A 20,057-nucleotide genomic window follows, 5' to 3' on the forward strand; every position below is an offset into this window, starting at 1 on the left:
CCCGGAGCTCAGGCGATTTCGCCCGAAATCCACGGTGTCGGCCATTCTGTCTTGGCCTTGTCAAGGATACGGTGCAGCGTCGGAACATTGAGATGTGCCCAGGGGACTGGCCCGGCGTTCGGATCAACCGGCGCGCGGTCCATCATGCAATACCAGATCCCCGCCGCGATATGGCGGCCCGCGGTTGAATCCGACGGGTAGTGCACGCCGATCCGCTCGCGGTTCACCGCGATCCGGTTGGCCATGGTCAGCAGCGGCGAGGCGATAACGTTGGTGCCAAGCAGATCGTCATAGGTCGGCTTGCGCAGCAGAGTGCCTGCCGGGATCTGGATATTGGTTCCCGTGCCATCGGACTCATAGCCCCTCACCACGCCGAATCGCTGTGCGATGCCCGGAATCTCCAGCAGTAGCAGCGACAGGAAATGGGCGAGAAAGGCGTGGCCGCTGGGAAAGGCAGGATGGGCAGGCGGACCAAATGGCACGGTTAGCCCCGGACGCAGAATTGAGGGGCGGACCCGCTTGTAATGGGCTTTGTAGCTCATATAGGCGACATTGCCGACCGCCAGTCCCAGATCAATAAGCTTCAGCGTGAAGGGGTGATCAAAGCTGTTGGCCCCCAAAAAATGGATCAGATAGGCCGGCAGGCCATCGGCCTGAATGTCGCATTCGACCATATATTGCTGACGATCATCCTCCATATACATCTTGAGCACTTCCAGCTCGGCGACGATGATCTCAAAGGCCTCCTTGGCGGCGTCCTGAGAGTCCGTTGGGGTTCCGGTTTGGACATAGCGCCAACGCAGATCGTTTTGTTCCAGCCAGCGGTCGCCGACATGGGCGGGATGCCAGTTCTGGTATTGCGATGCGAATTCCAGTGCTGCCATGGTGCCGGGTTCGGACCTGTCCGCCGCACGCAGCCATTCCCCAAGGTTGGGGTCAAATGGCAGCGCCCAGAACCGCAGAGCAGGATCCCAGTCCTCGGTGATCCATTCCAGCGCGATAGGGTATTGCGGTTGCGCCGGTGTGCCTTTGTCCTTTGGGATCTGATAGGGTGTGATGATCATCGACAGCGGGAAGGGATCGCCACCGTTGTTGTCCGGGCTGAAATCCAGCGTCCAGGGCAGGAGGCCCAGCTCTTTGGGCGTTGCGTAGTAGCTGCGCAGAATGCCGATGCCGGCGTCTGCGCCATTGCCCAGAAGATAGCCGTTATCCTCAATCCCTAATCCCAGACCCGCGCCAAGCCCCAGACCGTTGCCGAGGCCCAGACCATTGCCGAGACCCAGGCCAAGTCCTTGACCTGCGCCCAAACCCAGCCCGTTGCCAAGTCCTAATCCCAGGCCGTTACCCAGCCCCAGACCATTGCCCAAGCCGAGGCCGTTGCCAAGCCCAAGACCATTGCCCAAACCAAGACCGAGCCCAAGTCCCAGACCAAGCCCGTTCGACGACGCTTGCGAGTTGCCATGTCCAGCCATCAGTAATCCCCCTTAAACCGTTGAATACGTGTTAAAAACAAACTGTGTGACTGCGCGTGTCGGTGCTCTGCCGGTCTGCCTCTTGATGTCCTTCCTGCTTGCCGGGTTGCCCCGATCATTGTTGTTCCAAATCCTAATCAGGCAGCCCTGCGCGTGTCAGACCATCGGTCAGACGACCCAGGGCTTCCTTTGATTTCAGCGGATACCAGGTCGCAAATTTCGATACCGAAAATCCCGGATCCAGTTCGATTATTTCCCGGCCCACCTTGCGGGCGCTCTCGGTCTGCCCGCTGAGCGCAAAGGCGGCGGCGAGCAGCCGGAGGCTGGCCATGAACCGCGGTTTGTTGCGGCGGGCGTTCTTCAGGAACCGGATCGCTTCAGGCATGTTGCCATCGACAAATTCAGCAAGGCCCGCAGCAGTCAGGAAGAAGAAGCTCAACGGATCATAGGGTGCCAGTCGCCAGACATTGAGCAACCGTTCACGGGCCTCGGCGCCGTCGCCAAGATAGGCATATGTCGTCGCACTCAGCCCCCAGGCCAGCGGCAGGTTCATGTTATGGGCCAGCGCATCCTCGAAGAGTTCCAGCGCATCCTCGGGGCTGTTCTCATGCAGGCTGAGCACATGGGCGCGGATCGACAGGGTCAGCGCGTCATCGGGGTCCAGCTCGACCGCGCGGCGGGAATGGTTGATCATGGTCAGAATATCGTCGCGCGGGTTGTGGGAATACCCTTCTGCCAGAAAGAAATTCATGCACCAGGCCAGATAGGCGTGAGCCTGGGGGTAATTAGGGTCGAGAGACACGGCGCGCTTCAACAGAGCGATGGCCTCTTCATAGCTGTAGTCATCCAGCTGATAGAGCCGCGCCAGCGCCCGCAGGACACATTTATAGGCGTCCAGGCTCTCTGTGCTGCGTGCGCTGATATGCTCCGCCTCGGTCGACAGCACCTTGGGTTCCAGCATGGCCAGAATGCTGGAGGCGATTTCATCCTGAAAGGCAAAAAGATCCTGCAGGTCACCGCGATAGGTCTGGGCCCAGATCGCCCGGTTGCGCAGAACATCCATCAATTCGACAAAGATGCGGAGCTGGTCGCCATGCTGGTCGACGGAGCCGGTCAGCAGATAGGCAACGCCCAGATTGCGGCCGATCTTGGCAGGGTTTTCCTTGCTACTGCGGAATTGCAGCGTCGAGGTGCGCGCCATGACGAACATGGTGCGGCTGCGGGAGACGCCGGAGATGATCTCCTCGGTGATGCCATCGCCGAAATACTGTTCCTCGGCCTGCGCACCGCGATCCTGAAACGGCAGGACCGCCAGCGTCGGGCGGTTTTTCCAGTCAGCATGAGGATGTAGCAGAACACTGTCGCCGCTGCTGCTGAGGACCTGATAGACGTGGACGGGCCGGTCAATATTCTTCAACAGCGGCGCGCCGAGGTCGTGAAACCTGAGCGACAGCTTCCCGCGGACGATATCGCGGACCATTTTGGTGACCACCACGGTGCCCGGATTGGCGAGCTGATGAATGCGCGAGGCGATGACAACACCGTCGGACTGCACTGTCCCCTCATCGTCGATCACATCGTCGATATTGACACCGATACGGATTTCCATCGGGTTCTCTTCGGCGACCTGCTGGCGCAACCGATCCTGAACAGCCATCGCCCAGAGCACGGCATCCGTGGCGCTGGTGAATTCGACCAGCAGCGCATCCCCGGCATCCGACCGACGCACGCCGCCATAGCGTTTCAGCTCATCCAGCAGCACGGTGTCGCGCAGCTCGCACCAGCGACGGACAGTCTCAGTTGTGCTGATCTCCATATGCCGTGTGTAGTCTGCCACATCGGCAAAGGCGAAAGCTGTCAGTCGCGTCGAGATCTTTGGAAACGTTGTTGGGATGGGCCTTTGCATGGATGATGTCCTGCCGCCAGTAGGGGGGCAGTATATCGAACGGTCGCGATTTTTAAAGAATGTAGACCGGCGGTTTGCGCATCTTTGCCAGCTATCTGCGAAATGGGCACCCTGCCGGATGATCAGCTTTGAGAGCTATCAACCTCAGGGTAGACGGCGGTCTTTTTCACCACACCGTAGACGAAACTGGTGTCAATCGAACTGATGCCGCCGATGGGATGCAGGCGCGCGCGTACGAAGCGTTCGTAATCTTCCAGATCGGCCACCACCACACGCAGCAGATAATCGGCAAGGCCAGTCATCACGAAACATTCCAGGACCTCAGGCGTGCCACGGATCTGGCGTTCAAAGTTGGCCACCACGCTTTCAGTATGGTTCTCCAGGCTGACCCGCACAAAGACCGTGACCGGCAGGCCATAGACCTTGGCATCAACGTCGATGCTATAGCCCTGAATGACATTGCTGCTTTCAAGAATGCGCAGCCGGCGCAGGCAGGGAGAGGGTGAGAGGTTGACCTCCGCCGCGAGATCGAGATTCGTCATCCGCCCATTGCGTTGCAAGGCCCGTATGATGCGTCTGTCCGTCGCGTCCAATTTTGGCTTCTCTGGCATATTATGCCAATCCTTATGCTGTCTGAAGGTAAATTAGCAACTAATCGCCCAGCTGACCATCCTAAGATGCTGGAAACACATTAGGGTGATTTTCATGAAAAAGACCGACTCCAGCTTTTCGACACGTGCAATCCACCATGGCTATGACTCGCAGTCGCAGCAGGGGGCGTTGAACCCGCCGCTCTATCTGACCTCGACCTTTACCTTCGACTCCGCCGAGGCGGGCGGCGAGATGTTCACCGGTGAGCGTGAGGGGCATTTCTATAGCCGCATTTCCAACCCGACACTGGACCATCTGGAGCAGCGCATCGCCAATCTTGAGGGCGGCGAAGCCGGGCTTGCGACCGCTTCCGGCATGGGCGCAATCACCTCGACCCTATGGTCGTTTCTAGCGGCCGGGGATGAAATCATCCTAGACAAGACACTATATGGCTGCACGTTTTCCTTCATGACCCACGGGCTGCCACGATTTGGCGTCAATGTGCGTCTGGTCGATATGACAGATCCCTCAAATCTGGCAGAGGCGATCAGCCCGAAAACCAAACTGGTCTATTTCGAAACCCCGGCAAACCCCAACAATCGCCTAATCGACATCTCGGCGATTTCCGAGATCGCGCATAAAGCTGGCGCAAAGGTGGTTGTCGACAACACCTTTGCCACGCCGGTGATCACACGCCCGATCGAACTGGGCGCCGATATCGTGGTGCATTCGGCAACGAAATTCATCAGCGGCCATGGCGATGTGATCGCCGGTCTGGTTGTCGGCTCAAAGGAGGACGTCACCCAGATCCGTCTTGTCGGGCTGAAGGATATGACCGGTGCGGTGATGTCACCCTTTAGTGCGATGCTGTTGATGCGCGGTTTGAAGACGCTTGAACTGCGAATGGAGCGTCACTGCAAATCCGCCCGCAAGGTGGCTGAGGCGCTGCAATCCCACCCGGCGGTGGAGCGGGTCTATTACCCGGGCCTTGACGGCTTTGCACAGAATGAACTGGCCGCGCGGCAGATGTCGGGCTTTGGCGGGATGATCCCCTTTGAGGTTGTTGGTGGCAAGGCTGGCGGTATCGCCATGATGAACCGGCTGGAGCTGGTCCAGCGCGCGGTGTCGCTGGGCGACGCCGAAACGCTGATCCAGCACCCGGCCAGCATGACCCATTCGACCTATACCCCCGAAGAGCGTGCAGAACATGGCATCGCCGAGGGGCTGCTGCGGATGTCAGTTGGGCTTGAAGGTGTCGATGATATCATCGACGATCTGATGCAGGCGCTGTCCTCGCATAACGCTTACGCCGCCGCCTGAGTATGGCGGCCCCGGGTGGGGTGTTTCATTCCGCCAGATTTGACAGGTCCCCTCCGCATTCGTGCGGGAGGGAGAGTATCTTCACCTAATCAATGAGTTGACCCATGACCTCTTCAGTGGCCGCGCCGATACCTTCCTCCGAAACGCTCAAGACGATCGAGCAGCGGCTATTGTGGCTGTCCCACTGGATGATCCACAACGCCAACCACCTGCGCCCCAAGGCGGACGGCATCAAGGTTGGCGGTCATCAGGCCAGCTCGGCTTCTATGGTGTCGATCATGACCGCGCTCTACTTCAGCGCGCTGCGGCCAGAGGACCGGGTGGCGGTGAAACCCCATGCCTCGCCGATCTTTCATGCGATCCAGTATCTGATGGGCAACCAGACCCGCGAGAAGATGGAAAACTTCCGGGGCTTTGGTGGCGTGCAGAGCTATCCGAGCCGCACGAAGGATATTGATGACGTGGATTTCTCGACCGGCTCCGTGGGGCTTGGGGTGGCGATCACTTCCTTTGCGTCGATGGTCCAGGATTATGTTACCGCGAAATCCTGGGGATCCGATGCGCCAAAGGGGCGGATGGTCGCGCTTGTCGGCGATGCCGAACTGGACGAGGGCAATGTTTACGAATGCCTTCAGGAGGGATGGAAGAACGACCTGCGCAACACCTGGTGGATCATCGACTATAATCGCCAGTCGCTGGATGGGATCGTGCGCGAAGGGCTGTTTCAGCGGATCGAGAAGATCTTCGACGCCTTCGGCTGGGATGTGGTGAAGGTGAAATACGGCGCCTTGCAGCGCGCCGCCTTTGAGGAGCCGGGCGGTGACAAGCTGCGCCAGTGGATTGATGACTGTCCCAATCAGACCTATTCGGCGCTGACCTTCATGGGTGGTGCTGTCTGGCGTCAGCATCTGCTGGATGATCTGGGCGATCAGGGCGACGTCAGCGCGCTGATCGAGCGCCGCTCCGATGCAGAGCTGGCAGCCTTGATGGAGAACCTCGGCGGCAACTGCGTTGCGACCATGGCCGAGACATTTGCCGCCATCGACCATGACCGCCCGGTCTGTTTCCTCGCCTATACGGTCAAGGGCTGGGGTACACCCATTGCCGGCCACAAGGACAATCACGGCGGGCTGATGAACAAGACCCAGATGGCCGAATGGCAGCGCTATATGGGGGTTGCCGAGGGGCAGGAGTGGGAGCCCTTTGCGACCGTGCAGAACCCCGCTGCATTGCAGAGTTTTCTGGATCAGGTGCCGTTTTTTGCAAAAGGGGCGCGGCGTTATCACGATGCCCGCCTGCCGGTGCCGACAGTCGAGGTGAAAACCGACCGCGAGATGTCGACCCAGATGGGCTTTGGCAAGATCCTCGATGATCTCTCCAAAGGTGACAGCGACCTTGCCGCGCGCATTGTGACCATGTCGCCGGATGTGACGGGGACCACGAACCTTGGCCCCTGGGTGAACCGGCGCAAGCTCTTTGCACGTAAGGCGCAGGCGGATGCCTTTATCGAACACAAGATCCCCTCAACCGCGAAGTGGGAGTTCACGCCAGAAGGCCAGCATATCGAGCTGGGCATCGCCGAAATGAACCTGTTCCTGCTGCTGGGGGCTGCCGGCCTGTCGCAATCGCTGTTTGGCAAGCGGCTGATCCCTATCGGCACGGTCTATGATCCCTTTGTGGCGCGTGGCCTCGATGCGCTGAACTACGCCTGTTATCAGGATGCCCGCTTCATGATCGTGGGCACGCCTTCCGGCGTGACCCTGGCGCCGGAGGGCGGTGCGCATCAATCCATCGGCTCACCCCTCATCGGGATGAGCCAGGACGGGCTGGCCGCCTTTGAGCCGGCTTTTGTGGATGAGCTGGCGGTGATCATGGAATGGGCCTTTGATTATCTTCAGCGCGACGGCGAGGGCGATCCGGATGAACGCACCTGGCTCCGGGATGAGACCGGCGGTTCCGTCTATCTGCGCCTGACCACCAACCCGATTGAACAGCCGGGCAAGCGGGTTGATGACGCCTTCCGTCAGGGCGCGATTGATGGCGCCTATTGGCTGAAGCAGCCGGGGCCGAACTGCGATGTGGTGATTGCCTATCAGGGGGCGGTTGCGCCGGAGGCAATCAAGGCCGCTGCCGCCATCGGCGAGGGACGCCGCGATGTCGGCGTTCTGGCAGTGACCTCGGCCGACCGGCTGAACGCAGGCTGGACTGCTGCGCAGCGGGCCCGGGCGCGCGGTGTGCCGCAGGCACAAAGCCATATCGAGGCATTGCTGGCGGAGCTGCCGCGTCACTGTAAACTGATCACGGTGATCGACGGCCACCCGGCGACGCTGAGCTGGCTGGGCAGTGTGCAGGGCCATCAGAGCATTCCGCTGGGGGTCGAGCATTTCGGTCAGACCGGCACCATCGCCGATCTCTATCGCCACTTCGGCATTGATGCGCAGGCGATCACCGAAGCGGCCGATGGGCTGACCGCAGGCAGACGGCTGAAGGTCGTATAGCAACCTCGACCCAATGCAGCGCCAGCCCTGACCGATTGGCAAAGGTAGGAAAGCGGCAGGCATCCGTGCGCCCCCGCGCATCCCGTCGCGCAGGCCCCGCCACCGCCCGCAGGGATTGAGAGGCCAATATAATAACGGCTCCCGAAGTAATCTTCGGGAGCCGTATGTGCTGAAGGTCGGCAGGCGGGCCAAAGCGGGTGTTCGGTGCCGTCGCATAGGGTGTCAACTATCTGCACTACGCGGGCCTCGGCGAAATCACGATACGTATAGATCGATAACTTTGCGGGCCTCAGCGATCACCTCTTCGCGAAATGCCGCTGGCCCATGGACCTCGGCCTCAGCGCCCAGAGATAGAACGTCACGGATGGCCTTTACGCCAACCTCCATTTGTACGTTTACGCAGAACCATCCTTTTCGTTTCGGGATCAGAACAGGGGACTGCGGTGCAAAACCCATTTCGTTCAACATGCGCAGACCAGTTGAACTGACATGAAGTGCAACGGATTGAGACTTCAGCCGGTGCTCGAAATCTGCGATCCAGCTGTTCCAAAAGGCGCTGATATCAAAAGTCGTCGGGCGTGAGAACGTGTCGTCAAGAACCTTGATGCTCCGGATATTTGCAATCTTGTAGACACGTGGGGTTTCGACGAGCGCAACGAGATACCAGTTACCGGCTTTCAGGACAATCGCCAGGGGCGATACAACGCGGTCCACGACGCCTTTCCAGCTCTCGTATTCTATCGACAGTCGCCGTTCATTCCACACCGCAGCGGCAACCTCCGACACAAATGGAGCAGTGTCCTTCTTTCGATACCAACCCTGCGGATCCAACAAAAACCGCTCGGAAACAACAATGGCCTGATCGCGCGCGGGACCAGAGAGCGAAGCCATGACTTTTAGCTCTGTTTGGCTCGCAGCTTTCAGCAAACCCAGATCATCCAATGCAGAACCAAGCCCAGCCAGCAGCAGGCTGCGTGCTTCATCCGCATCAAGGCCTGTCAAACGGGTCTGGTATCCATCCATCAACCGATACCCGCCGCCTCGTCCCCGCTCGGCGAAAACCGGGACACCTGCATAGCTCAGCTGATCGATGTCCCTGTGGATCGTGCGCAAGCTGACCTCAAACTCATCGGCCAATTGCTGTGCCGTCATCAGGCCGCGGGTTTGGAGAAGCAACAAAATTGACAGTAAACGCGAAGATTTCATCTGCTCTCTCAAAAACATGACACGAAGTGTCATGTTATGTCGTTCATAAGCACTCTTGTCACGAAAGATAAGGGAGACACCATGCACACCGATTGCGACCCCACGGCGACAACCGCTGTTCAGAATGATTTTGACTTCATGTTCGGGTCTTGGACTGTAAAGCACAGACGCTTGAAGGAGCGGCTAACCGGCTGCGATGATTGGGAGGTTTTCGATGGCCTTTCGCAAACTCAGCCAATTCTTGCAGGCAATGGAAATATTGAAGACAACTTTGTCGGGTTTCCTGGGCAGCCTTATCGCGCGATTGCGTTGCGAAGCTTCGATCCTGGTTCAGGGGTGTGGGCAATCTGGTGGCTCGACGGTAGATTACCCCACATGCTTGATACACCGGTAAAAGGTGCATTTACAGGAGATATCGGCGAATTTCGCGCGAATGACGTGTTGAATGGGCAGCCTATAATAGTCAGATTTCTTTGGAAAAAAGGGCCGGTGCCGCGATGGGAGCAGGCGTTTTCAACCGACGATGGAACCACATGGGAAACCAACTGGACGATGGACTTTACACCGGCTGCCTGATGAACGACAGGGTTCTGCCGGATAACGGGCTTTGGGACGGAGCGTAGAAACGGTCAAACGGGCCCACAACCGCCGCTGAGGAATACGCAGCATCCTTCACGAAAAGCCGGTGTTGATTTGGATAACACAAAGCCCGGACCGCAAGATGCGCTCCGGGCTTTTAATCTTTTCGTCGCAGATGGTGTGACCACGACGCCAAGAGCCGGTGATTGGCTCTGCGGGCGTGTCATGAACTGCCGTCAGCTGGCGTCGGCATCGACCTCGCGAAAGATGCCGACCAGTTTGGTGACGTCTCCGTTGTCGTCGCGGATCGCCATGCCTTTGCTTTCGACGCGGATCTCGACGCCGTCCTTGCGGATCAGGCGTTTGACAAAGCGGAAGCCTTCACCGCTTTCGATGGCTTCGGCGACATTGCGTTTGACGTCCTCGCGATCATCGGGATGGAAGAAGGCAATCGCGCTGTCGATATCCGGCACATAGTTCTCTGGCGTCACACCGTGGATCTCATAGACCTTCGGCGACCAGTAAGGGGTCTGTTCATCAGCCTCGATGGACCAGAAACCGATCCCGACCATCTCCTGTACCAGTTCGGCCTGTGTCAGCAGCGCCTCGGCGCGCTGGCGGGCCTCGACGGTTTCGGTGACATCGGTGCCGATGGTGAAAACCGTCGGCTCTCCGGTGATATGGTGCGGGAAGCGATGCCGGTCCATGTTGATCCAGCGCTCTTCGCCGCCATCGGCCAGTGTCACCTGACGCAATTCACTGTCAAAGCCTTCGGCCTTGTCCAGGACCGCGTCGTCCTGCTCGAACATCTCCTTGCCCGCTTCATTGTCTTTGATGAGTGAAAACACATTTTTCGACAATGCCTTGTCACGGCTGAGGCCCAGCAGCTCAGCATAGGCCTCACTGATGCGCAGGATTTCACCGCTGCGGGTCCGGTTCAGCAGCAGCAGTTTCGAATTGTCGAGGATCATCTCCATCTCATGCGCCATGCCGGGGAATTCCGACACCACCATGGTGACGCCAAGGATCTGCCCGTTGACATCGAAGTAGGGCGAGCAGGTCAGCCGGATACGGGTGCCGCGCGAAGTGAATTCCTCGGTGACGGTCTGGCCAAGGCGCAGCGCCTCGCTACAGATCGGCGCCAGGATCGGGAATCCTTCCGGCAGGGCGCATTGGCTGATGTGCGGGCTGGAGATGGGCCGCCGGATGTTGAACATCCGGGTCGCCGCCAAAGTCGCCTGAGTGATCTGAAGCGCACTGTCGGCCACAACAATCGCCAAGGGCGTGCTTTCGAGCACAGAAATCAGCTCGCCGGTGCGTCCGCTCAGCTCGGACGCCGTCACCTGCAATTCCTCGTTGACGGTGATCAGCTCCTCGTTGGTGGACTGGAGCTCCTCGTTGGAGGTTTCCAACTCTTCGTTGGTGGCCTGCAACTCTTCATTGGTGGATTGCAGTTCTTCGTTCAGCGATTGCAGCTCCTCATTCGAGGTTTCAAGCTCCTCGATGGTCTGCTGCAGTGCTTCGCGGGTGGCTGCAACCTCATTCTCCAGATTGCGGATCCGCTCAAATGTCGCGTCACCTTCCTCGCCGACGAACGGAGCCTGATCGATCTTGGACCGGTCTACGGTCACCGGGGTGAACACCACCAGCGCTGCACGTTCGCTGATCTCCTTGGCCACGATCGGGTAGACGTCGAGCCGGATTTCCTCATCGTCAGTCTCGGCAAGAAGGTGGCGGGCACCGCCCTTATGGGTGCCGTTCTTCAACGCGATGGTGATCAGGCTGCGGGCTTCTTCGCGCAGCGGGCTGCGCAACAGATCAAGGTGCATCCGCAGCGAACTGGTCTCGTTCACCTCAATGAACTGGCTGACCGAGCCATAGACACGCGCGATGGAGAAATCTTCGGTCACCAGCAGGGAATTCTTGCCCAGCGACTGCGCCAGCGCCTCGAACAGCTGGCGATCGGTTGATGGCGCCTGCTGCGATGGCGGCTTGATGGTTGGACGCTGCACCATCATCGGGATCGACGGCATGTTATAGGGCTGCTGCGACTGATGGGCACGCAGGGAGCGTTTGCGATAGACATGACTGGCTGAGCGGTCCTGCACAAACAGCTCATCCGATCCGGCGACGCTTTCTGCGGTGCCGAGGAACAGCAGACCATGCGGTGACATAGCGTAGTGGAAGCGCGACATGACCTTTTGCTGAAGCGGATTACCAAAATAGATCAGTAGGTTCCGACAGCAGATCAGGTCCACCTTCTGAAATGGCGGGTCCTGGCAGACGTTGTGGTCCGAAAACAGAACCGCATTGCGCAGATTATCGACCACCCGGACACCATCGGTCTGCCGGATAAGGTATTTGTCAGCCAGCTCCGAGGGGATATCGTTGAGTGCGGCGAGGCTATAGACTCCCTTACGGGCCGTCTTCAGCGCGTCCTTGTCGATATCCGTGGCAAAGATCTGGACCCGTGACTTCAGCTGGTTGGTCGGATTGCCGAGCGCCTCTGACACGACCATGGCGATGGAATAGGCTTCCTCGCCGGTGGCGCAACCCGCAACCCAGATCCGCAGGGGGCCGGGGCCGCGATCCTTGATCAACTGCGGCAGCAGAGTCTTCAGAAGCTCGAATTCCTCGCGATCACGAAAGAACCGGGTGACGGAGATCAGGAGATCCTGGAACAGCGCATCCACCGCATGGGGGTTGTTGCGGCAGAACTGCGTGTATTCCTCCTGGGTTTCGATCCCCAGGGCGATCATCCGCCGCTCGATACGACGGCTGATTGTTGTCTGCTTGTAGTCGCGGAAATCGACGCGGGTGCGCGCAAGAAGGATCTGCAACAGATCCGAAACCGGTGAATCCCTCAGACTGTTTTCGTGGCGAAACGAGGAAAAGTCACGCGGTGAGGAGAGGATTTTCTGTAGATTGGTGCCAATATCCTGCGGCCGCAGCACCAGATCAACGCAGCCGGTCTGCACCGCTGCTACCGGCATGCCGTCGTATTTCGCGCTTTCGGCGTCCTGTGCAATGGTGATGCCGCCAGCCTCGCGGATGGCCTGCACACCATAGGCCCCATCGCTGCCGGTGCCGGACAGGATGATCGCCATAGAGTTGTCGCCGTTCTGCTCCGCCAGGCTGACCAGAAAGCGGTCGACCGACGGGCGCGGGGTGCCGGGTTCGGCATTCGGATCCTGCAAGAGATGCAGACGGCCTTTCGAGAAGATGACATCGCTTTTGGGCGGCGTGATATACACGACATTCGCTTCCGGCACGGTGCCGTTTTCGATGGTGCCAACTTTCAGCTGGGTCTGCCGCGCCACCAGCTCGGTCATCAGGCTTTTGTGGTGTGGTGACATGTGTTGCACAACAACATAGGCGGCAGGCGCATCCACAGGGAGAGTCGCGACGAGCTCTCGGATGGCTTCCAGTCCACCAGCGGACGACCCGATTCCGATGATTGTCAGGTCATTCTTCGTTTGCGTTGTCATATGCGTGCCTATCGTCTACCATATGTAAACCTCTTATCCTCTAGATCGATGTCAGGTCCATGGCAAATCCCGATCGGACTGAGGTTTTGACCGGACGATGTGTCTACCGTCACGGTTGAGCAATCGAGGAGGCAACATAATGCAATTAATGGTTGTATAGAGCTTGACGTGGAATGTTACTCCAAACTACGCTGCTTAAACGGTTTGTAAACTACTCCTAACTACATATTAAAGACATCTCCAGTTATACAGGTTGGGTGTAATGAACGTTGTTGCCATGACTGACAATATGGATGCTGGAGAGGATCAGCGCAGGTTCATCGTGAACCTTATGGCTCAGAAGGGGCAGCTGCCCTTTGTCCGCTCTTGCGAAGTGGTCAGCCCGACATTCCGCAATCGCACATCCTTCGTCAAATCACTGGCGCTGGAGGACGTGTTTTGCGACTCGATCGCCGAGGGGTTGAACGACTGCGTTAAGATGCTGTCGGGCGACACACAGGTGATATCGCTGCCCTCGCTGATACTTGAAGTTCCGGGGCTCGTCCTTGCCGGGGCGCATATCCTGACAACGGTCAACGATGACGGCAGCCAGTCCATTATTATCAGGTTCCGGATCAGCCTTGGCGGTATTGGCTATGCGTTCCGCCCCGACGTGGGCTTTGGTGCCGGGCTTGAAGATCTGACGCGTGAGGTGAGCGCACAGGTGCTCACCGATCTTGCGCTGCCATTGCTGAATGTGCTTTCGGCGACCGATGCGGGTCTGGTCGATGCCGAAACGGCAATCGGCTCGCTCAGCCGGCAGCTTGCGGATCGTGTCCATGAGATTCGCTTCCAGATCGAACTGGTGAAGCGCTATACAGACGGGTTGGAACGGCAGCGCAACAGCTGCACCGCCCCAGAACCCGCGCCAAAGCAACTGCGTCAGCTCAGCTCCGGCTGACACTTGCACCGCAAGGGGCGTTAATCCCGCAATGTCGCTGCAAATGATGGCTCCACATCTTCTGATACCTGGCGTCAATCGTCATGGTGGCTGCTCTGCTTGCGGATCTAGGTGCAATGGATTCCACCGCTGAATATAATGCCTTACCAAACGGGCGGAGACGCAAGGCCGGTTGAGTGAATTGCCTGACTGGGTTGTATTCAGCCGTTCTTATCGGGCGGTTCAACAGCCTGTTTTCATGGCAATGCGGGGGCGGGGCGCCTGCGTTGACCACAAGCCTTCTCCCCAAGGGCGGAACGAATACCTCGCTTGCATGGACGTGTCACGTCAGGAGGCGCGTCAGCTCCGGTAAGTTTTAAGGTTAGATATTTTAATCTTGAAATAAATATCCACTTCGGCCTAGGCTTGCCAAAGCGGCCGGTGCAACGGCCGATGGACGGAGCGCAGCCCGATGGGTGTGCGGGGATCTGGACGGCAGCCATATGCTGACCGCTGTCATCGTGACAATTCCATACATCCCCGCAAAATGCTGGCGCCGCGCGGTCCAATCGGAAAGAGTAAGCAGCGAGGAGTCACCACAGAAGTGACCTTCATTGCTCAGATAGATCAGGGAGATGGACCAATGACGACACTTAAGACCATGGCGCTTGCCGCAGCGGTTTCGACGCTGGCCTTGGCCGCCGGCGCCGAGACAAAGATTGGCATGATCACAACGCTATCCGGCGGTGGTGCAGGACTGGGTGTCGACGTGCGCGACGGCTTCATGCTGGCAATGGAACAGGCCGGCCGCGACGACATCGAGGTGGTCATCGAGGATGATCAGCGCAAACCAGAAAGCGCCGTACAGATCGCCGACCGCATGATCCAGTCCGAAAAGGTTGACATCATGACCGGGATCATCTGGTCCAACCTCGCAATGGCAGTGGTGCCCGCGGCGACGGCTCAGGGCGTGTTCTACCTGTCGCCCAATGCAGGCCCCTCCGCGTTGGCGGGCAAGCGCTGCCATGAGAATTATTTCAACGTCGCCTGGCAGAATGACAACCTGCACGAGGCAGCAGGTGCCTATGCAAATGACGCGGGCCTGAAAAACAGCTACATCCTCGCCCCGAATTACCCCGCAGGTCAGGACGCGCTGACCGGCTACAAGCGCATGTATAAAGGCGAATTGGCGGGCGAGACCTACACCAAGCTTGGCCAGACCGACTATGCCGCAGAGATCGCCCAGATCCGCGCATCCGGTGCCGACAGCGTCTATTTCTTCCTGCCCGGTGGCATGGGGATTTCATTCCTCAAGCAATACGCCGACAGCGGTGTCGATCTGCCCGTTGTAGGTCCGGCCTTCAGCTTTGATCAGGGGATCCTGCAAGCAGTCGGCGGCGCCGCGCTTGGGATCAAGAACACCTCGCAGTGGAACAAGGATCTCGACAACCCAGCCAACACGGCCTTTGTTGCGGCCTTTCAGCAGAAATATGAGCGTCTGCCGTCGCTCTATGCAAGCCAGGGCTATGACACTGCCAACCTCATCCTGAGCGCGCTGGACAAGGCAAGTGTCGATGACAAAGACGCCTTCCGCGCCGCGCTGAAGGCGGCAGAGTTCGACTCCGTCCGGGGAGATTTCAAATTCGGCGACAACCATCACCCGATCCAGAACATTTATGTTCGTGAAGTCATTCAGGAAGGCGATGTCTACACCAACAAGATCATCGCAACAGGTCTGGAAAATCACGCCGACGCCTATGCGGCAGACTGCAAGATGTAAAACCATCTGAGTGATGCGGGCCAGTGGAGGACACCGGCCCGCATATCACAAACCCAGTTGTTGCGGAGGCACGCTGCCTCTGCCTTGGTGGAACTGTCACATGTCCCTCATTCTAATATTGGAGCAGATCCTGAACGGATTGCAGTTCGGGGTGATGCTCTTCCTCATGGCGGCTGGCCTGACGCTGGTCTTCGGCGTCATGGGGCTGATCAATCTGGCGCATGGTGCGCTTTATATGGTTGGCGCCTTTGCCGCTGCCATTGTCGCGGGCTGGACCGGTTCCTTTGTGCTTGCGCTGGTGGCCAGTCTCGCTGCCGCCGCAGCCGCCGGCGCGCTGGTCGAACTTCTGGTGATCCGCAAGCTTTATGATCGGGATCATCTGGATCAGGTGCTGGCGACCTTTGCGCTGATCCTCATATTTTCCGAAGGCACACGCTGGGTCTTTGGCTCCTTTCCACTGTTCCTCGATGTGCCAAGCTACCTGTCGGGGCCCGTCACCCTGCCGGGCGGTATTCAATATCCACTCTACCGGCTGACGATCATCCTGATCGGGCTGGTGGTGGCGGCTGGTCTGTTCTGGCTGATCGCGCGCACGCGCATCGGCATTCAGATCCGTGCAGGTGAGAATGATCGCGAGATGATCGCCGCACTTGGTGTAGATATTTCAAAGCTCTACACGCTGGTCTTCGCGCTTGGGGCAGCGCTTGCGGGCCTCGCCGGCGCATTGGTCGGGGCCATCCAGTCGGTTCAGGTCGGCATGGGAGAGCCCGTGCTGATCCTGGCCTTTGTGGTGATTGTCATTGGCGGCATCGGCTCGATCAAGGGGGCGCTGGTCGGCGCGCTTCTCGTCGGGCTGACGGATACACTTGGCGGGGTTTTCCTGCCGCAGTTCTTTGGCCTGTTCATGGAACCTGCAAGCGCGACATCCATCGGAGCATCGCTTGCGTCGATGCTGATCTACATCCTGATGGCTGCAATCCTGTTGGTGCGCCCATCCGGTCTATATGGGGGACAGCATTGATGGCGCACGAAAAACTGTTGAACGCGGCGGTGATCCTGCTGCTGTTGGGAATTCCGCTCTGGGCGCATTTCGTCGGCGACCCCTTTGTGATCACGCTCGCCACCAAGGTGGCAATCCTGGCGCTGGCAGGCGTCGGGTTGAACATCGCACTTGGCATCGGCGGGCTGGTCAGCCTGGGCCACGCGGCGTTCTTTGGAATTGGCGGCTATGCGATGGGGATCCTTGCCGCCCATGCGCAGAACTACGAGCCGCTGGCACAGTGGCCGATGCTGATAGAAGGCACCAACCAGATGCCGGTCATTTGGCTGGTCGCGGTTCTTGTCAGTGCCTTTGCTGCATTGGTCATTGGTGCGCTTAGCCTGCGCACATCGGGTGTCTATTTCATCATGATCACCTTGGCCTTTGGTCAGATGCTGTATTACTTCGCCATCAGCTGGACCGCCTATGGTGGCGAGGATGGTCTGTCGATCTGGGTGCGCAATGAATTCCCCGGCCTCAACACATTGGTTCCATTGCAGTTCTTTCTGGTCTGCTATGTGATCTTATGTGCTGCGCTGTGGTTTGCGTCGCGTCTGGCGCGGGCGCCTTTTGGTCTGGCGCTGGCAGCTGCGCGGCAATGCGAGGCGCGGGTGGAGACGGTCGGGATTACGCCCTACAAACTGCGGCTGACGGCTTTTGTCATCTCTGGCGCGATCACCGGTCTGGCGGGGGCGCTATTTGCGGATCTGAACCGCTTTGTCAGCCCGACCATGCTCAGCTGGCACACCAGCGGCGAGATCATGATCTTTGTCATCATCGGCGGGGTTGGCCGCCTGTTTGGTCCGGTCATCGGCGCGGCGCTGTTCATCCTGCTTGAACACTTCCTCGGCGGGATCAGCGATTATTGGCAGATCTACCTTGGCGGTCTGTTGCTCATCATCGTGCTATATGCCCGCGGCGGCGTGATCGGCGCAATCAGCGGACGGGAGGTCGCCCATGACTGAGGTGCAGAGGTCAGAGCAGGTTCTGAAGGTCAGCAATCTCAGCAAATCCTTCGGCGCATTGCAGGCGAGCAAGAACATCTCGCTTGATCTTCGGGCGGGGGAAATTCATGCGCTGATCGGCCCAAATGGAGCAGGGAAATCCACACTTATCAAACAGATATCCGGTGAACTTCGACCGGATAGCGGATCAATCTCCCTGCTAGGCCAGCCGGTTGACGAACTGGATCGCGTGGCGCGGGCGCGGATGGGACTGGGCCGGACCTTTCAGATTTCGGCCCTCGCGATGGAGTTCACGGTGCTGCAAAACGCAGTGCTTGGCGCATTGGGCGCGCGGGGCGGCGTGTTTCGGTTCTTGGGCAATGTCATGAAGGACAAGGCGCTGGTGGCACAGGCAGAGCACGCATTGGATCGTGTCGGACTGAGCAATGAGGCGGCGCGGCGCACGGCAGATCTCTCTCATGGGCAGCGCCGCCAGCTGGAGGTGGCCGTTGCGCTCACCATGGCGCCTAAGCTGTTTTTGATGGATGAACCCATGGCCGGGCTTGGGGCTGGCGGATCACAGGCGCTTACCGGGTTTCTCGACCAGCTGCGACAGGAGGCGCCAATCCTGTTGGTGGAACACGATATGGATGCGGTTTTTGCGCTTGCTGATCGGATCAGCGTCCTGGTCTACGGCGAGGTGATCGCAACCGGCACCACCGATGAGATCCGCAACCACCCCGAAGTCCGCCGCGCATATCTGGGTGAGGAGGAGGCGGTATGACGCTGTTATCGCTTAAGAACGTCACGGCCTCTTATGGTCCGTCTCAGGCCTTGTTTGGGGTCGATCTGGAGATCGGCGAAGGTGAGGTTGTCGCGCTGATGGGGCGCAATGGGATGGGCAAATCAACCACGATCAAGACCATCTGTGGAATGTTGCCCGCAAGCGACGGGACGCTGTCCTTCGCCGGACAGAACCTGCGCAAACTGCCGTCGCACAAAATTGCAAGGCTCGGCGTTGGTCTGGTGCCGGAGGGGCGGCGATGCTTTGCACCGCTGACAGTGGAGGAGAACCTGACCGCCGCGGCGCGTCCGGGCCCATGGGATTTTTCCATGGTTGCGGATCTTTTCCCCCGTTTGGCGGAGCGTCGCGATCAGACGGCTTCCTCCCTGTCGGGCGGAGAGCAGCAGATGCTGGCCATCGGACGCGCGCTGATGATCAACCCAAGATTATTGATACTGGATGAGGCAACCGAAGGTCTGGCCCCGGTGGTCCGTCAGGAGATCTGGGCCGCCATTGCCCGACTGAAACGCGATAGCGGCCTTGCAATCCTGGTGGTGGACAAGACCCTGCGCGAACTGGCGGCTGTGGCGGATCGCGCGGTGATCCTGAACAAGGGGGTGACGGTCTGGACCGGCGGCATGGCCGCGCTGACGCCCGACTTGAAAGACCGCTATCTGGGCGTCTAGGCGCTGCCGCGGCTTGGACTTGTGATCTGGCTTTGCTAGGCAGGGCAAAATCCCCGGCCAAGGAGCCTGACATGCCCGCCATCACCCTCTGCATTCCGGCCTACGCAATGGGCGGCGACGGTGCGCGCTACCTTCAGGACTCCTTTGAGCACCTTTGCAATCAGAGTTTTACCGACTTTGATATCGTCGTCTCCGATCAATCCGATGACACCGCGGTAGAGGATGTTTGTCGATCCTACGAGGATCGTCTGTCGATCACGCATCTGTGGAACCGCGAGGGGCTGCGGCAGGCCTCCGCCAATGTGAACAACGCTATGGCCCATGCCACGGGTGAGGTGATCAAAGTGTTGTTTCAGGATGATTTGATTATAGATCCCAATGGATTGTCTCATATTCATGATGCAATGGGGCAGGGCGCTGACTGGTGTCTTTGCGGCTCTGGTGTGACGCGGGACGGCAGCAGCATCCTGCGCCCGATGGTGCCCCGTCTGAGCGCGCGTTTGCATTTTGGCAAGAATACCGTCTCAAGCCCCTCGGTGCTCGCAATGCGCCGCGCTTCGGCGCTGGAGTTTGACGAACAGCTGATCTGGCTGATGGATGTCGACCTGTATAAACGGTTGTGGGACACCTACGGCGACCCGGTCATTGTGCAGGGGACCATCATTGCCAATCGCATGCACGACGGGCAGGTCAGCGCCTCTGTCAGCAAGGCGCTGCGACAGAAGGAACTGCGCTACGTCGCCCGGAAATTTGCCCGCAGCACCACGCTGCGCGGCTGGCTAGAGTATCTGCGGCAGCGTCTGAAGGCGCTGTAATCCAAGGCATGGGGTGACGGGCAAATCGGC

General features: G+C 58.9%; 15 protein-coding genes. 10 read left to right on the forward strand and 5 right to left on the reverse strand.

Annotated elements, in window-relative coordinates; translation table 11 throughout:
- Nucleotides 1-8: 8 nt before the first annotated feature.
- The 3 genes from VWZ87_RS05455 to VWZ87_RS05465 all read right to left on the reverse strand — a co-directional run bounded on the left by VWZ87_RS05455 (nt 9) and on the right by VWZ87_RS05465 (nt 3,989).
- Complete coding sequence (locus tag VWZ87_RS05455) at nt 9-1,472, reverse strand: phosphatase PAP2 family protein (RefSeq protein WP_416534884.1); 1,464 nt, start codon at nt 1,470-1,472, stop codon at nt 9-11.
- Between the two features lie 133 nt (nt 1,473-1,605).
- Nucleotides 1,606-3,378 carry an adenylate/guanylate cyclase domain-containing protein gene (locus tag VWZ87_RS05460; protein WP_416534885.1) on the reverse strand — a complete coding sequence of 591 codons (1,773 nt, stop codon included), beginning with the start codon at nt 3,376-3,378 and terminating at the stop codon, nt 1,606-1,608.
- 122 nt (nt 3,379-3,500) lie between these two features.
- A complete protein-coding gene (locus VWZ87_RS05465) occupies nt 3,501-3,989 on the reverse strand; it encodes an Lrp/AsnC family transcriptional regulator (protein WP_340545668.1) in 489 nt (162 codons plus the stop codon).
- 94 nt (nt 3,990-4,083) lie between these two features.
- On the opposite strand from VWZ87_RS05465, the gene VWZ87_RS05470 reads away from it, so the two are divergent.
- Together VWZ87_RS05470 and VWZ87_RS05475 are read left to right on the forward strand one after the other, a co-directional pair.
- Nucleotides 4,084-5,289, forward strand: coding sequence for a methionine gamma-lyase (locus tag VWZ87_RS05470; protein ID WP_416534886.1), 1,206 nt, complete (start codon nt 4,084-4,086; stop codon nt 5,287-5,289).
- Nucleotides 5,290-5,393: 104 nt separating this feature from the next.
- Nucleotides 5,394-7,787 carry a 1-deoxy-D-xylulose-5-phosphate synthase N-terminal domain-containing protein gene (locus VWZ87_RS05475; RefSeq protein WP_416534887.1) on the forward strand — a complete coding sequence of 798 codons (2,394 nt, stop codon included), beginning with the start codon at nt 5,394-5,396 and terminating at the stop codon, nt 7,785-7,787.
- Between the two features lie 255 nt (nt 7,788-8,042).
- Here the strand turns inward: VWZ87_RS05475 and VWZ87_RS05480 are convergent, their stop codons facing one another.
- Nucleotides 8,043-9,026, reverse strand: coding sequence for a helix-turn-helix transcriptional regulator (locus VWZ87_RS05480; protein WP_416534888.1), 984 nt, complete (start codon nt 9,024-9,026; stop codon nt 8,043-8,045).
- Nucleotides 9,027-9,074: 48 nt separating this feature from the next.
- On the opposite strand from VWZ87_RS05480, the gene VWZ87_RS05485 reads away from it, so the two are divergent.
- Nucleotides 9,075-9,569: a DUF1579 domain-containing protein gene (locus tag VWZ87_RS05485; RefSeq protein ID WP_416534889.1), complete on the forward strand. Its 495-nt coding sequence runs from the start codon at nt 9,075-9,077 to the stop codon at nt 9,567-9,569.
- A gap of 239 nt (nt 9,570-9,808) precedes the next feature.
- Here VWZ87_RS05485 and VWZ87_RS05490 read toward each other — a convergent pair whose 3' ends face one another.
- The gene (locus VWZ87_RS05490) at nt 9,809-13,060 is read right to left on the reverse strand and encodes a chemotaxis protein CheB (RefSeq protein WP_416534890.1); all 3,252 of its coding nucleotides are present in this window, start codon (nt 13,058-13,060) and stop codon (nt 9,809-9,811) included.
- 262 nt (nt 13,061-13,322) lie between these two features.
- Between VWZ87_RS05490 and VWZ87_RS05495 the strand changes: the two genes are divergently transcribed.
- The 7 genes from VWZ87_RS05495 (at nt 13,323) to VWZ87_RS05525 (ending at nt 20,027) form a co-directional block, all read left to right on the forward strand.
- A complete protein-coding gene (locus tag VWZ87_RS05495; protein WP_416534891.1) occupies nt 13,323-14,000 on the forward strand; it encodes a hypothetical protein in 678 nt (225 codons plus the stop codon).
- 622 nt (nt 14,001-14,622) lie between these two features.
- Nucleotides 14,623-15,759 carry an ABC transporter substrate-binding protein gene (locus VWZ87_RS05500; protein ID WP_416534892.1) on the forward strand — a complete coding sequence of 379 codons (1,137 nt, stop codon included), beginning with the start codon at nt 14,623-14,625 and terminating at the stop codon, nt 15,757-15,759.
- Between the two features lie 100 nt (nt 15,760-15,859).
- Nucleotides 15,860-16,780 carry a branched-chain amino acid ABC transporter permease gene (locus VWZ87_RS05505; protein WP_340545660.1) on the forward strand — a complete coding sequence of 307 codons (921 nt, stop codon included), beginning with the start codon at nt 15,860-15,862 and terminating at the stop codon, nt 16,778-16,780.
- On the forward strand, nt 16,780-17,763 hold the full coding sequence (locus VWZ87_RS05510; protein WP_416534893.1) for a branched-chain amino acid ABC transporter permease: 984 nt from the start codon (nt 16,780-16,782) through the stop codon (nt 17,761-17,763). The genes VWZ87_RS05505 and VWZ87_RS05510 overlap by 1 nt, the downstream gene beginning before the upstream one ends.
- Nucleotides 17,756-18,526 (forward strand): ABC transporter ATP-binding protein, encoded by a 771-nt coding sequence (locus VWZ87_RS05515; RefSeq protein WP_340545658.1) that lies wholly within the window; start codon nt 17,756-17,758, stop codon nt 18,524-18,526. Before VWZ87_RS05510 ends, VWZ87_RS05515 begins: the two co-directional genes overlap by 8 nt.
- Entirely contained in the window at nt 18,523-19,212 is a 690-nt protein-coding gene (locus VWZ87_RS05520; protein WP_340545657.1) for an ABC transporter ATP-binding protein, read from the forward strand. The genes VWZ87_RS05515 and VWZ87_RS05520 overlap by 4 nt, the downstream gene beginning before the upstream one ends.
- Nucleotides 19,213-19,283: 71 nt before the next feature.
- The gene (locus VWZ87_RS05525) at nt 19,284-20,027 is read left to right on the forward strand and encodes a glycosyltransferase family 2 protein (RefSeq protein ID WP_416534894.1); all 744 of its coding nucleotides are present in this window, start codon (nt 19,284-19,286) and stop codon (nt 20,025-20,027) included.
- Nucleotides 20,028-20,057: the final 30 nt, after the last annotated feature.

The organism is Phaeobacter sp. JH20_37 (genome assembly GCF_048056015.1).
Taxonomy (GTDB): Bacteria; Pseudomonadota; Alphaproteobacteria; order Rhodobacterales; family Rhodobacteraceae; genus Phaeobacter; species Phaeobacter bryozoorum.

Coding starts and splice junctions, on each gene's coding strand:
- VWZ87_RS05455 (WP_416534884.1), bottom strand. CDS start 1,472: ATGGCTGGACATGGCAACTCGCAAGCGTCGTCGAACGGGCTTGGTCTG.
- VWZ87_RS05460 (WP_416534885.1), bottom strand. CDS start 3,378: ATGCAAAGGCCCATCCCAACAACGTTTCCAAAGATCTCGACGCGACTG.
- VWZ87_RS05465 (WP_340545668.1), bottom strand. CDS start 3,989: ATGCCAGAGAAGCCAAAATTGGACGCGACGGACAGACGCATCATACGG.
- VWZ87_RS05470 (WP_416534886.1), top strand. CDS start 4,084: ATGAAAAAGACCGACTCCAGCTTTTCGACACGTGCAATCCACCATGGC.
- VWZ87_RS05475 (WP_416534887.1), top strand. CDS start 5,394: ATGACCTCTTCAGTGGCCGCGCCGATACCTTCCTCCGAAACGCTCAAG.
- VWZ87_RS05480 (WP_416534888.1), bottom strand. CDS start 9,026: ATGACACTTCGTGTCATGTTTTTGAGAGAGCAGATGAAATCTTCGCGT.
- VWZ87_RS05485 (WP_416534889.1), top strand. CDS start 9,075: ATGCACACCGATTGCGACCCCACGGCGACAACCGCTGTTCAGAATGAT.
- VWZ87_RS05490 (WP_416534890.1), bottom strand. CDS start 13,060: ATGACAACGCAAACGAAGAATGACCTGACAATCATCGGAATCGGGTCG.
- VWZ87_RS05495 (WP_416534891.1), top strand. CDS start 13,323: ATGAACGTTGTTGCCATGACTGACAATATGGATGCTGGAGAGGATCAG.
- VWZ87_RS05500 (WP_416534892.1), top strand. CDS start 14,623: ATGACGACACTTAAGACCATGGCGCTTGCCGCAGCGGTTTCGACGCTG.
- VWZ87_RS05505 (WP_340545660.1), top strand. CDS start 15,860: ATGTCCCTCATTCTAATATTGGAGCAGATCCTGAACGGATTGCAGTTC.
- VWZ87_RS05510 (WP_416534893.1), top strand. CDS start 16,780: ATGGCGCACGAAAAACTGTTGAACGCGGCGGTGATCCTGCTGCTGTTG.
- VWZ87_RS05515 (WP_340545658.1), top strand. CDS start 17,756: ATGACTGAGGTGCAGAGGTCAGAGCAGGTTCTGAAGGTCAGCAATCTC.
- VWZ87_RS05520 (WP_340545657.1), top strand. CDS start 18,523: ATGACGCTGTTATCGCTTAAGAACGTCACGGCCTCTTATGGTCCGTCT.
- VWZ87_RS05525 (WP_416534894.1), top strand. CDS start 19,284: ATGCCCGCCATCACCCTCTGCATTCCGGCCTACGCAATGGGCGGCGAC.